Below are 14,825 nucleotides of genomic sequence, written 5' to 3'. Positions count from 1 at the left end.
CTGCCATTTTAAAAGTCAAAGGAACCAAAATCGGACCCTGAAAACTGGTCTTTTTGGTCGACAACTTCATATGTTATTTCTTCTTCAGGATTGTTTCGCAATTCAATAATATAATCAAAGTCTTCGAGGGTATACTCCGTATTTTGGACAAAAACATCCGGATGTTCGATTACTTTGACAGCATCAAGCCTCATTATTTCACGAATCAACTGCCAATGACGCTCATTTGCACGGCGAGTGGAAACAATTCCATCTAAAATGAACAAATTATCATTATTATATTCATCCTCAATAAGCTGGCTGCGGATAGTCTGCTTTAAAAGGGTCGAGGACACAAACAACCATCTCTTATTAGCACAAACACTCGATGCCACGATAGATTCAGTTTTTCCGACACGGGGCATCCCTCGGATCCCGATTAATTTATGACCTTCCTGTTTAAATAGCTCGGCCAGGAAATCGACAAGCAAGCCTAGTTCATCACGAACAAACCTAAAAGTGTTTTTCTCATCGGCATCGCGCTGAATATAGCGTCCATGCCTGACTGCGAGGCGATCACGTAATTTAGGTTCCCTAAGCTTAATGACCTTTATCGTATCCATCGTACGGAGAATCGACTCGAATCTTTCTATATTACGGCTGTCTTTGGCCAACAAAAGTAACCCACGCCTGCCTTCATCGACCCCGTTAATGGTGATGATATTAATGGAAAGCATACCCAGAAGGGATGAAATATCCCCTAATAAACCAGGACGGTTGACTTGAATTTCATATTCAAAATACCATTCTTTATTATCCACGATAACACTCCTTAAGCCTAAAAGCTTTTACCCTAATCATGGGCAAAAAACTTATCCATCGTAAATTTCAAGGTCTGAACACTTTAATATTAATTGTCTAGCTTCTATAATATAGCATTTCGTGATAAGTTAAAAGGAAAAACCCTATAAAAGTATTCATTTTTATATAAGAGGGCAAATAGTCATCCCCCTCGAATCCAAAAGGCCCTGTTAATTAATAACAGGGCCTTTTGGATTGATATTTTACTTCGTTCCATTGTTCTCGACTAACTTGACCATGACACTTGCCATGGCATGTTTTTCTTGATCGCTTGCCACTGACCAAAGATCAGCAAGCACTTTCTCTTGATCATTCTGGGGCTCAACCTGATTAGCTAGGTAATCACCGATTTCGTAAGCCAAGTTGGTAACAGCGCCTTCTGACAAGCCTTGTTGTTCACCTTGATGTAATCTGTCGCCTAAGAAGTTTTTCCATTGATCCCAATTGTCCAATACAGACATGAATGGTCACCCTTTCCTTCAAAATAGTACAAAGATATTTTGTGAAGAAATTGAGGAAATTATTCATGTCTTTTAAAAAAAATCATGTGTACCATCCGCCATTTACGCCTAAAATCTGCCCGGTTATATAGGACGACTTGTCGGAAAGCAAATAGTATACGGCCTCCGCGACTTCTTTGGAATGCCCCATCCTGCCCATCGGGATATCGCCTTTGATGATTTCCAGATCTTCTGCACTGAAAGATTCGAGCATGGAAGTGGAAATCGCACCGGGGGCAACGGCATTCACCCGGATTCCATTAAGCGATACTTCTTTGCTAAGCGCCTTGATAAAAGCATTTTGACTGCCTTTGACCATTGAATATAATACTTCACAAGATGCACCTGTCTGCCCCCAAATTGATGTGACGGCAACGATGGCAGCCTGTTCTTGGTACATAAGCTTTGGAAGCAGTTCCTTTGTTAATTGGAAAGGGCTCGTTACATGCAGCTGAACCATTTCAGTAACGATAGTCTCATCCATATCAGATATAAGCCCATAATAGCTATTGCCACTATTAAGGACGATTGCATGAAGGGCAAAAATATTTTCCGCCAATTTCTTATAGCCGTCCGGTGCAGCCAAATCCGCTTGTATCGGAATAAGTTCGACTTGATGAGGCTTCAGTTCTTCAATCAGGGCAAGTATCGCTTCTTCATTGCTGTTATAATGTAAATAAAGTGAGTAATTCTCCTCGGCGAGCTTTATAGCGATTTCCCTGCCGATTCCTCCACTGGCTCCTGTAATAAGGGCAAAACGTTTCCCCACTTTCACGCCCCCTTTATATTATTTCGGAAGTACCTGACAGACTGTCATCCGTTCATCGGATATTAAGTCCTTGGCGACCTCCCTGATATCTTCGATAGTTAGTTTTTCCAATACCGATACAACATCGAACAAGTTCATATCATTGAATGCATATCTGGTGAATTGATTCGCTATATATTCCGGCGAATTCAAGGAACGAAGGAAAGAACCGATTTTTTTCTTGATAGTCCTTTGCAGGCTTTCTTCATTCAGGCCGGTTCCGGCTTTTGATTTTTGCAGGATACCGAATAAAGACTCCATCAACTCATCAGGTTTGGCACTGTCCCCGCCAATTAACGCAAACCCAAAACCTTGTTCCTGTGTGTAATCATATGAGAAGCTTTGATCGATCAACCCTTCCTCATACAGCTCCTCATGCAAAGGCGAACTTTTGCCAAACAGCATTTCCAAATAAATATTGGTCGCCAATTCCCTTTTCAAAAGCTGTAAACCGGATTGGTTTACATTGATGGCCTTGATGCCCAGCATCACTTTTGGTGTCTGGACATTCATCCTTAAGACTTCCTTATCCTTGGCAACGATTTCCGGCTCTTCGTCAAATTTACGTTCCACTGCTGGTTGTTCGTTGTACCCTTTATCAGTTTGGTTATCCCGAATCAGTTTCATGGTACTTTCGACCTCTACCGGTCCTACAACAAATAGGAGCATGTTGCTAGGATGGTAAAACGTATTATAACATTCATAAAGCATATCTTTCGTAATACCTGCAATCGATTCCACAGTACCGGCAATATCGATTTTCACTGGATGCTGATGATACATATTGGCAATCGTCCCAAAATATAACCGCCAGTCTGAATTATCATCATACATGTTGATTTCCTGCCCAATGATTCCTTTTTCCTTTTCTACCGTCTTTTCCGAAAAGTAAGGGTCCTGGACAAAGTCAATTAAGGTAGTAAGATTCCTCTCGAAATCAGACGTGCTGGAAAATAAATAAGCTGTACGGGTAAAAGAGGTAAAGGCATTTGCAGATGCTCCCTGCTTTGAAAATTGCTGAAAAACATCACCATCTTCCTTTTCAAATAGCTTATGTTCAAGAAAATGGGCAATCCCATCTGGTACTTTAGAGAATTCCGTTTCATTCAATGGTTTGAAATGGTTGTCGATTGAACCATAATTCGTCGTGAAAGTCGCAAATGATTTATTGAACCCGCTTTTCGGAAGAATATATACTTCGAGACCATTATCCATTTTTTCATGGAAAAGCTCTTCTTTCAATTGAGTGAATGCTATTTTTTCCATTACCCTTGCACCTCCGCTTCCGTTAGGAAATAAATCGTATCAAGCTGGATCTTTTGACCAACTGCAATGATTTCTTCCTTTGTCGTCCGCTCTGTTTTTGTAAACCACTCGTCGAGTGATATATCCTGCCCGGAAATCACATTATGATATAAAATTTCCACAAGCCCTCTCGAAACGTCAATGGTTTCAAGGAGCTGGTTCTTAACGACCGCCTTTGTCTGTGCAAGTTCTTCATCGGAAAAGTTACCTTGCTTCATTTCCTTCATTTGTGCATGAATGATATCCAATGCCTGCTTGTAGTTGGCATTTTCAATGCCAGCCATGACCATCAATAGTCCTTTATGACTTTCAAGCCTTGAAGCTGCATAATAAGCAAGGCTGGCTTTCTCCCTGACATTAATGAAAAGTTTTGAATGTGAAAAGCCACCAAAAATCCCATTGAAAAGCTGAAGAGCATAATAATCCGGATCACCGTATGCAACTTGGGTTCGATAACCGATATTCAATTTCCCTTGTTTCACATCCGAATTCTCGATGATTTCTTTTTCCTTCTCCACTGCCTTGCCCGTATCCCTCGGCAGTCTAACAGGCTCACGTTCTTGCAACGACACATACTTGTCAGCAAGTGCCTCCACTTCCGATCCATCGATGTCGCCGATTACATATAAATCGATTTCATCTTCCGACAGCATTTTTTTATAGTAGGCGAATAGGGACTCTGGAGTTATCGTTTCCAAGTCTTGAAGATTACCGCTCGCTTCTAAAGCATATGGTTCGTTTTTGCACATTTCCTCTACTAGACGTGTAGCTGAATATCGCATTTTGTCATCGGAAATGGATTGAATCCGCTGTTTTAAGGAACGGATTTCATTGGAAACCGTTTTAGAGTCAAAGGCTTCGCCGTTTTTCTTCGGATTGAAGATCACCTCTGATAACAACCCAAAAGCCTTTTCGAGAAGCGGGGTTGAATCACTAAGGAATTTTTCATTGACGATATCAATCGTAAAACTTATGATTTGATATTCTCCTTTTTTAGCTACATCGACATAAAACCCTGCTCCATATAAATCATCAAGATAAGATCGAAGCTCGGGTGTTGTAGGATATTTACTTGTATTGCTTTGTAACACATATGGCAGCAGTGCACGATATGTAACGTCCTCTTTTGTCAAAGCGGCCTTCATCTTCAGCACGAGAGTGTTCGTTTTATATTTATCCGTCCGGACCACATGAAGCTTGTAGCCGCTTTTTTCCGTAATTGTATCGGAAGCAATAGACATGAATAATCCTCCTCATAATATAAATCACCTTTATTAGCTTATTGTTTGTAGATTGGAACCCTTTTAAACATCTACTTAAAATATACATGTGAAAGGAAAAATCATGCAAGTTACAGCTACTTTTTTTGGTTTTTCACCAGCTCACCATCATTTATGGCTCAATCTCTAAAGAAAAAACCGGCCAGCACAGTTTGCTGACCGGTTAGACACTTATCTTTTCCCTTTGATGTATGGCTGTCCGGATGCTTTTGGAGCATCAGCACGTCCAATGAAACCAGTTAGCGCAATGATCGTCAGAACATATGGAGCGATCAAGAGGTAAACTGATGGAATATCCTTGAAGAAGGGAAGGCTCGAGCCAACGATACTTAAACTTTGAGCCAAACCAAAGAATAAAGCTGCTCCCATTGCCCCGATCGGGTGCCACTTACCAAAAATCATGGCGGCAATGGCCATGAAACCTTGACCATTTATTGTCGCATGATTGAATTCATTTGAAAAGATGGTAGCATAAATCGCTCCGCCGATACCTCCAAAAGCACCTGATAATAAAACGGCGGCATATCGGATTTTCGTAACATTGACACCCATCGTATCAGCAGCCATGGGATGTTCTCCCACTGCACGAATCCTTAACCCGAAAGGTGTTTTATAAAGAACATACCAAACGACAAAAGATATGAGAATCGCTATATATACGATGTAATAACCATTTGCGAAAAAGATGGGCCCAATAAATGGAATATCACTTAATAATGGAACATCAATCCTTGGGAATGTTTCTGTGATTCTATCAGTTTGACCTTTGTCAAAAATCAGCTTCACCAAAAACATGGTCAGACCTACTGCCAACAAGTTGATGGCAACCCCACTAACCGTTTGGTCCGCCCTGAACGTAATGCATGCCACAGCGTGCAGAATGGAAAACAGCAAGCCGGCAATCATTGCCGCTAAGACTGCGAGCCAAGGAGTCCATTCCCCAAATACATCAGCAAACATTAAGTTAAAAACAATCCCTGTAAAGGCACCAATGACCATCAAACCTTCTAAACCGATGTTTATGACACCAGCCCGCTCAGAAAACACTCCTCCGAGTGAAGTAAAAATAAGTGGAGCAGCTAGAGCTATCATAGATGGAATAATAATTTGTAATACTTGGAAAAAATCCACTTATTTCACCCCTTTCTTAAATCGAGCGGCAATCCAACGAATAAAATAACTGGATGCTACGAAGAAAATGATCAATGCTATGACAATATCCACAATTTCACTAGGTATTCCGGTTTCTAGCGGCATATTTAAGGCCCCGGCTTTCAGTCCCCCAAATAATAAGGCTGCAAGCACAACACCAATAGCCGTATTCGCCCCTAATAAGGCTACTGCAATCCCATCAAAGCCCATACCTGTGAACCCGCCTTTGACCGCGGCATAACCGAAAGTTCCAAGGCCTTCCATCGCACCCGCAAGTCCTGCAAAAGCACCTGAAATAACCATGGAAAGTATAATGTTCTTATTGACACTCATCCCTGCATACTCGGACGCGTGCTGATTGAAACCTACCGCTTTCAGTTCAAAGCCGGTTTTGGTCCTTTCAAGCAGGAACCACATGATGATTACGCAAATAATCGCTACCACTATTCCCCAATGCATCCGGGAAAAATCCGTAATGCTTTCAAAAAAAGGAGACCGCAGTGATGCTGTATCAGCAATTCTTTCTGTTTTATCCAGCTTGTCAGTCATTACATTCCTAATTAAATAATTCGTCACATATAAAGCTGTATAATTCAACATGATGGAAACGATTACTTCATGTACACGGAACTTAGCTTTTAAATAACCAGGGATAAAAGCCCACAATGCCCCAGCAGCTGCACCAGCTAATATGGCCAATGGCAAATGGATGATCCTTGGAAGATCAAAAGCGATTCCGACCCAAACTGCAGCCAGCCAGCCTACAATTAATTGCCCTTCTACACCGATATTGAAAAGGCCCGTGCGAAAAGCAAAAGCCACTGCCAAACCGGCAAGGATATAAGGGATGATTGTCCTGACGGATTCCCCTACATAATAAGAATCCCCGATAATTCCATTTACCATGGAGCCATAGCCGGCAACTGGGTCATAGCCGCTTACCAACATGATTATGGCCCCAACGACTAAGCCGAGGATAACTGCTATTAACGGACTCGTTAATTTAGATAAATACTTAGACATTTTGTTTTCCACCTGCTTCCGTCCGTTTACTGCCGGCCATTAGAAGGCCAAGCTCCTGTTCAGTCGTTTCTTTCGGATTGACAATTGCGACGATTTCCCCTTCGTATATAACGGCAATCCTATCGCTCACATTCATGATTTCTTCCAATTCAAATGAAATGAGAAGTACTGCTTTTCCTGCATCACGCTGTTCAATGAGCCGTTTATGGATAAACTCGATCGCGCCTACATCAAGCCCGCGTGTTGGCTGTGCGGCAATCAATAAATCCGGGTTCCTATCAACTTCCCGGCCGATGATCGCTTTTTGCTGATTCCCGCCAGAAAGAGCCCTTGCCGGGGTATATTCACTCGGAGTCCGAACATCATAGCTTTTGATCAATGAACGGGCTTTTTCAAATATTTTCTTTGAGTTCAAGATACCGGCTTTTGAAAAAGGCCTTTGATAGTAGGTTTGCAAGACAATATTTTCCCCAATGCTGTAATCGAGAACCAAGCCATGCTTATGCCTGTCTTCTGGAATATGGCCGACACCTGCTTCAGTGATTTTACGCGGCTTCAGATTCCTGATTTCTTTTCCATTTAGCATGATCGAACCAGCTGTTGTCTTCCTTAGGCCAGCCAATGCCTCAATCAGTTCGGATTGACCGTTTCCATCTACACCGGCAATACCGACAATTTCTCCTGCACGGACTGTTAAATCCAAGTTCCGAACAGCTGAAACGCCCCGGGAATCCTTGACTTCCAGTTCCTGAACCTCGAGAACTACATCCGAAGGAGTAGCGGCCGTTTTTTCCGTCTTGAATAGAACTTCCCTACCGACCATCAAGCTCGCCAATTCGTTAGGATTCGTTTCGTTGACGTTCACTGTACCAATTCCTTGCCCTTTGCGGATAACCGTTACCCGGTCACAAACCTCCATGATTTCCTTAAGTTTGTGTGTGATTAAAATGATAGATTTACCCTCTTTGATAAGGGCTTTCATAATATAAATCAATTCCTTGATTTCTTGAGGAGTCAATACAGCGGTCGGTTCATCAAAAATCAATATTTCCGCACCACGGTAAAGCGTCTTAAGAATCTCGACACGCTGCTGCATCCCTATTGAAATATCGGCAATTTTCGCATAGGGGTCAACACGAAGCTGATATTGTTCTGATAGTTTCCTAACTTCCTCGCTCGCTTCTTTTAAATCGATCTTACCCGCTTTGGATGGTTCTTTTCCTAAAATGATATTTTCCGTTACTGTAAAAGGGTCAACGAGCATAAAATGCTGATGGACCATCCCAATTCCTAAATCATTGGCAATGTTGGGACTGGTAATCTTGACTGGCTTGCCATTCACACGGATTTCTCCCTGCTCAGGCTGGTATAAGCCAAATAAAACATTCATCAAAGTGGATTTACCCGCGCCATTTTCACCTAATAATGCGTGAATCTCCCCTTTTTTAACCTGAAGTGTAACGTTATCATTTGCGACGATGCCGGGGAATTCCTTACGGATATTAAGCATCTCAATTACATATTCCACGTATTATCAACTCCTAAAATGAGTGTAAATATTCTTAAATCATTTAATTGCTTTTACTAGCTTATTGATTTTTTTAAAAAAACCAAATGAAAAACTACGATTCTTTCATAGTTTTTCATTCGATATTTTTTCAGTTTCAAAGCGTGATTGGGAAAAGAAAGAATAGAGGGCAATTCTGCCTCCCTATTCTTTCTGGCATTACAGCTTATAAATCAAGTTTTTCGAATTCTTCATCCGTACCCGGAACGACGAATTCACCTGATTTAATTTTTTCTGTCCATTCTTCGACCGCTTTTAAAGATTCTTCTGTTACGTTATCTTTTGTTTCGGAAATGCCTACACCATTTTCTTCGATACCGTACTCAATTACTTTTCCGCCTGGGAAGTTTCCTTCTTTCGCTTTCTCGGAAAGGTCTTTAACTGCCACGTCAACACGTTTTAGCATAGAAGTCAGAGTGATGTTGTCGTCTGTTCCAGGAACTGCTCCCAATTTAGCTTGGTCGCTATCTACACCGATAACATAGATTTCTCTCTTAGGATCTTTTTGCTTTTGCTCTACTGCTTCAGTGAATACACCTTTTCCAGTTCCGCCAGCAGCATGATAAATGATATCGATACCTGAAGAATACATGGAGCCTGCAGTTGATTTACCGATGTCAGCTTTATTGAAATCCCCGGCATATTTAACTTCAACTTTTGCATCCGGATTTACAGATAAAACCCCAGCCTTAAAGCCAACTTCGAATTTCTTGATTAACTCAGATTCAACTCCGCCGATAAAACCGACTTTGTTTGTTTTCGTTTGCATTCCGGCAATTACACCTACTAGGAAAGAACCTTGCTGCTCTTTAAAATTAATGCTGGCTACATTCTTTTTGTCTACAACTGTATCCACGATAGCAAAGTGTGAATCCGGACGTTGGTCAGCCACTTCACCAACAGCTTCCGCTAAAAGAAAACCGATACCATAGATTAGTTGGTAATCTTCACGTACAAGCGTATTCAGGTTCTTAGCGTAATCGGCATCAGATTTAGATTGCAGGTAGTTGTAGCCATCTTTACCTTTTTCCAGACCATTATCCTTACCGAATTCCTGAATGCCCTTCCAAGCGGATTGGTTGAACGACTCGTCATCCACGCCTCCAGTATCAGTTACCATCGCAACAGTGAAGTTATCTTTGTTTTTCCCATTTGAAGATTCTTTATCATCATTCTCTGAATTACCACATGCTCCCAGTAGCGTACCGGCTGCAAGAACAAGTGAAAGAGCTAGTCCTAATTTGCGCTTTTTCAATTTTTATCCCCCTAATTTACATAGTTTTTTGAGCAGGAATGTTCTGAAAAGTCATTCATGTTTGCGTTTTCACTTCTCGTTAATTTTTTTTGCATACGTTTTGATCGACTTTTTTTGGAATCGAAACAATCGCTTGCATTCATCCGTTTGCAGAGTCAAGGCCTACACACGTTTACGAAGAACATGAAAGCTGAACATATTGGCTTTAAAGTAGTTAACAGAATACAGGATAGGCTGGTCCCAATCATCCAGATGCATCTGCTTTAAAACGAGTAGCGCGGCTTCTGGCGAGCATTTAAGGATAGGAGAAACTTTCTCATGATATCCAATGGGCTCAATCTCCGCTACGGCATGCGTAATTTTCCGATGCGCATCTCTTTCCAAAATATCAAAAAGAGACTCATCATTACGGTCAAAATTTTCTGAAAGAATAGATTCAGGAATTTTGTCAATACAGTAGACGACTGGCTCCCCATTCGCTGTCCTTACTCGTTCGATGCTGACGATGCGTTCGTCTGTTGAACAAGAAAACCTGCGTATATCCTCTTCTGTAGGTTCTTGGGCCGTCGAGCTTAAGAAAATCGTACCCGGCTTCATCCCTGCCTCTTCAATCATGTTCGTGACACTTTTTAATTGCTCGATACCTGAAGTGAACCGAGGTTTCGGATTGACGAAAGTCCCAACTCCATGGCGGCGAATGATAATGTTTTCTTCTTCCAAAATTCGCAGCGCTTCTCGAAGTGTCGCCCTACTAACTCCCAATTTTTTCGCAAGATCGAATTCTGAAGGGAATTTTTCATTTTCCTGATAGACTCCAGCTTCAATATCCTGCTTCAGGTAATCAATGACCTGCAAATATAAATGTCGACTATCTGATTTTATTGACATACAGTTTCCCCCAGCTAATTTCTTAAGACATCAGACCTCTGATGTTGAATCATTCCTACTAATCGAAAATAATATAACATTTTTTTTAATATAAATAAATAGTGTTTTACTATTTACTTTAAAAGAATTTAGGAGAAATTACCCTTCCCTGTGTCTTTCAATCTAGATGTGGCCGCGGAATTTGTACGATTATTCTCCTAAATCAGATAAATTTATAAAAAAATGCAAGATGCATGCAGCTATGTTCAAGATGCTTTTTTCCTGTATAATAGGATTTATCTTCTTTGAAGGGATGTACACAAGATGTTAAAGATTACAGAATACACAATCGAAAAATTGAATGATCCATTTGGTATTTTGTCCGGGGAACGTTACGAGTTGTTCTTGGATATTGAAGTGCCTGAAGAGGATGAGCTCTTTTCAGAAAATGGTTTATATATCCGGGTGCTTTTTGCTGTAGAAGAACAAAAAGGCAAATTGATTAAATATGATATTTTTGAAAAAGGGAACGAAGGCGCACTCGAATTCGATTTAGAAGAAGATGAAGAAGCGATGATTACCGACTTCTGCCTTCAACATTTAGACGAGGCGATGAATATTTAAAAAACCGGGCAGCTGCCCGGTTTTTTCTTTACCTATGATGAATGCGCTTCATCTTGTTCATCTTTTGTAACCAATACATTTCGTGGTTTACTGCCTTCATATGGACCGACAATTCCCCTAGCCTCCATTTCATCAATCAATCTGGCTGCCCGGGTATAGCCAATCCGGAAACGGCGCTGCAGCATGGAAACGGATGCAGTCTGCATTTCTACGATCAAGGATACCGCATCCCCATATAAATCATCTTCGACTTCACCATTTGAGGTTTCTGCAATTTCATCGGGTATCATTTCTTCGTTGTATTGTGCTTTTTGCTGTGAGATGACATATGTGACAACTTCCTCGACTTCATTGTCGGATAAAAAGGCCCCTTGGACGCGGACCGGTTTTGAAGCTCCTGAAGGCAGGAAGAGCATGTCACCCCGGCCTAACAGTTTTTCGGCCCCGCCCATGTCGAGGATCGTTCTCGAATCGGTCATTGATGAGACACTAAAGGCAATCCTAGATGGGATGTTCGCTTTAATGACCCCTGTAATTACATCTACGGATGGCCGCTGAGTGGCAATTATCAAGTGGATGCCAGCGGCACGTGCCATTTGTGCAAGCCTTGTGATGGCATCCTCTACATCGTTAGAAGCGACCATCATCAAATCTGCCAGCTCATCGACAATGACCACGATATAAGGCAAGAGCGGTTGTTTGGCGTCTTCTTCAATGTTATACCGGTTAATGTAATCATTGTAGCCTTCAATATTTCGCGTACCGGAATGAGAAAATAGCTCATAGCGCCTTTCCATTTCACTGACCACTTTTTGCAGAGCCTGTGCAGCTTTCTTCGGATTGGTCACTACAGGTGCGAGTAAGTGGGGAATTCCATTATAGACATTCAACTCGACCATTTTTGGATCGATCATCATCATTTTCACTTCATGCGGTTTTGCCCGCATCAGAATACTCGTAATAATCCCATTGATACAAACGGATTTCCCGCTGCCCGTAGCACCAGCCACTAGTAAATGCGGCATTTTATTGAGCTCCGCCTTAACCGCTTCACCGGAAATATTCCTCCCTAAGCCTATTTGCAGTTTTGCGTCAGGCTTGTCAACTTCTTTGGCCTCTAAAACTTCCCTTAATGACACCATCGCCACTTCGGAGTTAGGCACTTCTATTCCGATTGCCGATTTTCCGGGAATCGGCGCTTCGATCCTAATATCCTTTGCGGCAAGTGCAAGGGCCAAGTCATCGGATAGGCTGACAATTTTACTTACCTTCACCCCTACATCCGGATGTACTTCGTATTTGGTTACGGCAGGACCTAAATGAACTTGAGTGACCCTCGCTTTCACTCCAAAGCTATGAAAGGTGCGCTCAAGTTTTGCCGCATTTTCATGAATCAATTGGTACTCTCCGCTTTGGTCGTTTTTTTTAGGCTGCAATAACAAAGAAAGAGGCGGTAAAAGATATTCTTTATTCTCCACTTCCGTAAAATTCATAGGCGGAACGGCATCATCCTGGTCCCCTGCATTTTCAGCTGCAGTTTCCGGAACAGCGGGAATTATTTCGTTTTCGTCATTATAGGCTTTATCAGCAAAGCTGGAAATGATTCGTTCCGTCGCCATTTCCTGTGTTTCCTCTTCTAGAGGGGCCTGATCCGTATCTTCCACCGGTTCGTTTTGCCGTTTCTTCTTTTTTACGGGATTCTTTTTCTTTTCTTTTTTGTCTTCATTCCACGTTTTCACATCATCTCTGAATGCTGACCATTGCTTTATGAAAAAGCCTCCAAGACCCCTGAAAAACTTCCCGAGGGTTTCACCTAACGTTTTCCCGGTCAATAGGACGGCACCTACAATGATAAAGAGGAATGAAACGATTTTCGATCCAGCTTCGTCGAATAAAAAGTATGAAGCGGCAAATAATATCGCTCCAATCATACCTCCCCCAAGGTCCTTTGAGCTGGCCTTGCCGGTCACTTCCATCCAGAATAGTTCCCATGTATTCGAAATGACGCTGGGCTTCGTAAATGGTCCCCCATCTGCAAGCATGTTAAACAGGGTAACATGACTTAGCAGGAGCATGCTCGCAACAAGGAAGTACATCCCGACCAATTGCCGTTTCAACAGGTACGGGACCTCTCTCTTTATCATCAAATAGAAACCAGCTGCAATTGCTCCCAACAAAAAGAGGATATACCATTCCCCCATGAAGAAGCGGATTAAAAAGACCGTCCCGTTTCCCACTGCTCCAAGCTTGGCAATGGCAATGATGGCCAAACCTATTATGGTGAGGCCAATCAATTCATATTTAAGCGTTAGTTTTAACTTCTCTGTACTATTCTTTTTTCTGCGTTTCTTCTTTGCCATAATATCACCTGATTCTTCATGAAACTATTCTAACTTTCCTATTCAACATCACTACTTGATTTCCCTTCACGAAACAAACGTTCGCTACTGATTATACCAAATAAATATGACCCTGTCCTTGATATATATACCATTCATTCTTTAGGCGGACATTTTTCCCATATAATGAATAAAGCAGCCAAGCGGCTGCTGAATTTCATTCCAGTATATCATAATTTACCTCAGTTAGTCGTATTTACTAATGGTTCATATGTTCGAACACATTTATGACAGCTCCCGGCTGAATGTGTACATTCATATAATCTTCAGGATCGGTGCTGACGATTCGATCAATGCGAAACGTACGGCCACCGTCATGTTCAACCATCACATGTACACCATTGTAGATCATTTCTATTAAATTTGCCGTCTTCTCATGGTGATGAGGGTAAATTATTTCTTCAGGAACGATCGTATAAAGCGTCATTGCAGAAGCCCCTCCTCTTCCCCGGCAATTTTTGGCCTTCTTTCTTCCATGAAGCTATTTAGTTTTCTCATGGCCTGGCCCACTCCTCCTACATCATCGATCATACCGATTTCAACTGCCTCGGCCCCGATAACATTCGTACCGATATCACGTGTCAAGTTTCCTTTGGCAAACATTAAATCCTTAAAACTTTCTTCCGTAACGTTGGAGTGGCGCGTAACAAATTTAATCACTCTTTCCTGCATTTTATCCAAGTATTCAAAGGTTTGAGGCACGCCAATGACTAGCCCCGTCAAACGAATTGGATGAATCGTCATCGTTGCTGTTTCTGCTATATAGCTATGGTCACACGAAACCGCAATCGGCACACCGATCGAGTGCCCTCCCCCAAGTACAATCGAGACGGATGGCTTTGATAGGGAAGCCAGCATTTCTGCGATTGCCAGTCCCGCTTCGACATCTCCTCCGACTGTATTTAATATGACAAGCAGCCCCTCTATATTGGGATTTTGTTCAATTGCCACAATTTGCGGAATAACATGTTCATATTTGGTCGTTTTATTTTGAGGCGGCAGCTGCATATGTCCTTCAATTTGTCCAATGATCGTCAAACAATGGATTTTTGAGTCTTGAGATAGTTGCGGAACATTAGTAGCCCCCAGCTGCTGGATCTTTTCGATTAAAGTTGAATTCTTACCTTCCTGCTTGCCTTCATTTTCATTTGGTAATGGTGCATTATCCACTATGCCAACCCCTTTCTCTTTTAGCCTATAGCTTT

At 41.9% G+C, this 14,825-nt stretch carries 14 protein-coding genes; 1 reads left to right on the top strand and 13 read right to left on the bottom strand.

The features are described 5' to 3' along the window. Positions 1–8: 8 nt before the first annotated feature. The 10 genes from ACJ9PY_RS08480 to ACJ9PY_RS08435 form a co-directional block, all read right to left on the bottom strand. Complete coding sequence (locus tag ACJ9PY_RS08480) at positions 9–800, bottom strand: DUF3388 domain-containing protein (protein ID WP_034313530.1); 792 nt, start codon at positions 798–800, stop codon at positions 9–11. 243 nt (positions 801–1,043) lie between these two features. Further along, a complete protein-coding gene (locus ACJ9PY_RS08475; protein WP_057278386.1) occupies positions 1,044–1,301 on the bottom strand; it encodes a DUF3243 domain-containing protein in 258 nt (85 codons plus the stop codon). An 82-nt stretch (positions 1,302–1,383) separates the two neighbouring features. Further along, positions 1,384–2,109: an elongation factor P 5-aminopentanone reductase gene (gene ymfI / locus ACJ9PY_RS08470; protein WP_048684725.1), complete on the bottom strand. Its 726-nt coding sequence runs from the start codon at positions 2,107–2,109 to the stop codon at positions 1,384–1,386. A gap of 18 nt (positions 2,110–2,127) precedes the next feature. After that, complete coding sequence (gene yfmH, locus ACJ9PY_RS08465) at positions 2,128–3,414, bottom strand: EF-P 5-aminopentanol modification-associated protein YfmH (protein WP_411739773.1); 1,287 nt, start codon at positions 3,412–3,414, stop codon at positions 2,128–2,130. Further along, complete coding sequence (gene yfmF, locus ACJ9PY_RS08460; protein ID WP_057278388.1) at positions 3,414–4,694, bottom strand: EF-P 5-aminopentanol modification-associated protein YfmF; 1,281 nt, start codon at positions 4,692–4,694, stop codon at positions 3,414–3,416. The genes yfmH and yfmF overlap by 1 nt, the downstream gene beginning before the upstream one ends. Before the next feature lie 210 nt (positions 4,695–4,904). Next, positions 4,905–5,825, bottom strand: a complete 921-nt coding sequence (locus ACJ9PY_RS08455) for an ABC transporter permease (protein WP_048684941.1) — start codon at positions 5,823–5,825, stop codon at positions 4,905–4,907. A gap of 39 nt (positions 5,826–5,864) precedes the next feature. After that, positions 5,865–6,908, bottom strand: coding sequence for an ABC transporter permease (locus tag ACJ9PY_RS08450; RefSeq protein WP_034313547.1), 1,044 nt, complete (start codon positions 6,906–6,908; stop codon positions 5,865–5,867). After that, on the bottom strand, positions 6,901–8,436 hold the full coding sequence (locus tag ACJ9PY_RS08445; RefSeq protein WP_268936690.1) for an ABC transporter ATP-binding protein: 1,536 nt from the start codon (positions 8,434–8,436) through the stop codon (positions 6,901–6,903). The genes ACJ9PY_RS08450 and ACJ9PY_RS08445 overlap by 8 nt, the downstream gene beginning before the upstream one ends. Positions 8,437–8,641: 205 nt before the next feature. After that, complete coding sequence (locus tag ACJ9PY_RS08440; protein WP_048684735.1) at positions 8,642–9,730, bottom strand: BMP family protein; 1,089 nt, start codon at positions 9,728–9,730, stop codon at positions 8,642–8,644. A gap of 162 nt (positions 9,731–9,892) precedes the next feature. Further along, positions 9,893–10,618: a GntR family transcriptional regulator gene (locus ACJ9PY_RS08435; RefSeq protein ID WP_034313556.1), complete on the bottom strand. Its 726-nt coding sequence runs from the start codon at positions 10,616–10,618 to the stop codon at positions 9,893–9,895. Positions 10,619–10,921: 303 nt separating this feature from the next. Between ACJ9PY_RS08435 and ACJ9PY_RS08430 the strand changes: the two genes are divergently transcribed. Continuing rightward, positions 10,922–11,221, top strand: a complete 300-nt coding sequence (locus tag ACJ9PY_RS08430; protein ID WP_057278391.1) for a DUF6509 family protein — start codon at positions 10,922–10,924, stop codon at positions 11,219–11,221. A gap of 32 nt (positions 11,222–11,253) precedes the next feature. On the opposite strand, the gene ACJ9PY_RS08425 is transcribed toward ACJ9PY_RS08430, so the two are convergent. From ACJ9PY_RS08425 to ACJ9PY_RS08415, 3 genes are all read right to left on the bottom strand, one after another. Then, a complete protein-coding gene (locus tag ACJ9PY_RS08425) occupies positions 11,254–13,581 on the bottom strand; it encodes a DNA translocase FtsK (protein WP_411739772.1) in 2,328 nt (775 codons plus the stop codon). Between the two features lie 238 nt (positions 13,582–13,819). Then, entirely contained in the window at positions 13,820–14,047 is a 228-nt protein-coding gene (locus ACJ9PY_RS08420; RefSeq protein ID WP_411739771.1) for a YlzJ-like family protein, read from the bottom strand. Beyond that, a complete protein-coding gene (locus tag ACJ9PY_RS08415) occupies positions 14,044–14,790 on the bottom strand; it encodes a ClpP family protease (protein ID WP_034313566.1) in 747 nt (248 codons plus the stop codon). Before ACJ9PY_RS08415 ends, ACJ9PY_RS08420 begins: the two co-directional genes overlap by 4 nt. Between the last annotated feature and the right edge of the window lie 35 nt (positions 14,791–14,825).

The organism is Peribacillus sp. S4 (genome assembly GCF_046715815.1).
GTDB lineage: Bacteria > Bacillota > Bacilli > Bacillales > DSM-1321 > Peribacillus > Peribacillus frigoritolerans.
Note: the sequence above shows the minus strand (reverse complement) of the source record. Positions and strands in the feature narration are given on the sequence as shown.

Coding starts and splice junctions, on each gene's coding strand:
- ACJ9PY_RS08430 (WP_057278391.1), top strand. CDS start 10,922: ATGTTAAAGATTACAGAATACACAATCGAAAAATTGAATGATCCATTT.
- yfmH (WP_411739773.1), bottom strand. CDS start 3,414: ATGGAAAAAATAGCATTCACTCAATTGAAAGAAGAGCTTTTCCATGAA.
- ACJ9PY_RS08420 (WP_411739771.1), bottom strand. CDS start 14,047: ATGACGCTTTATACGATCGTTCCTGAAGAAATAATTTACCCTCATCAC.
- ACJ9PY_RS08475 (WP_057278386.1), bottom strand. CDS start 1,301: ATGTCTGTATTGGACAATTGGGATCAATGGAAAAACTTCTTAGGCGAC.
- ACJ9PY_RS08455 (WP_048684941.1), bottom strand. CDS start 5,825: ATGATAGCTCTAGCTGCTCCACTTATTTTTACTTCACTCGGAGGAGTG.
- ACJ9PY_RS08435 (WP_034313556.1), bottom strand. CDS start 10,618: ATGTCAATAAAATCAGATAGTCGACATTTATATTTGCAGGTCATTGAT.
- yfmF (WP_057278388.1), bottom strand. CDS start 4,694: ATGTCTATTGCTTCCGATACAATTACGGAAAAAAGCGGCTACAAGCTT.
- ACJ9PY_RS08450 (WP_034313547.1), bottom strand. CDS start 6,908: ATGTCTAAGTATTTATCTAAATTAACGAGTCCGTTAATAGCAGTTATC.
- ACJ9PY_RS08425 (WP_411739772.1), bottom strand. CDS start 13,581: ATGGCAAAGAAGAAACGCAGAAAAAAGAATAGTACAGAGAAGTTAAAA.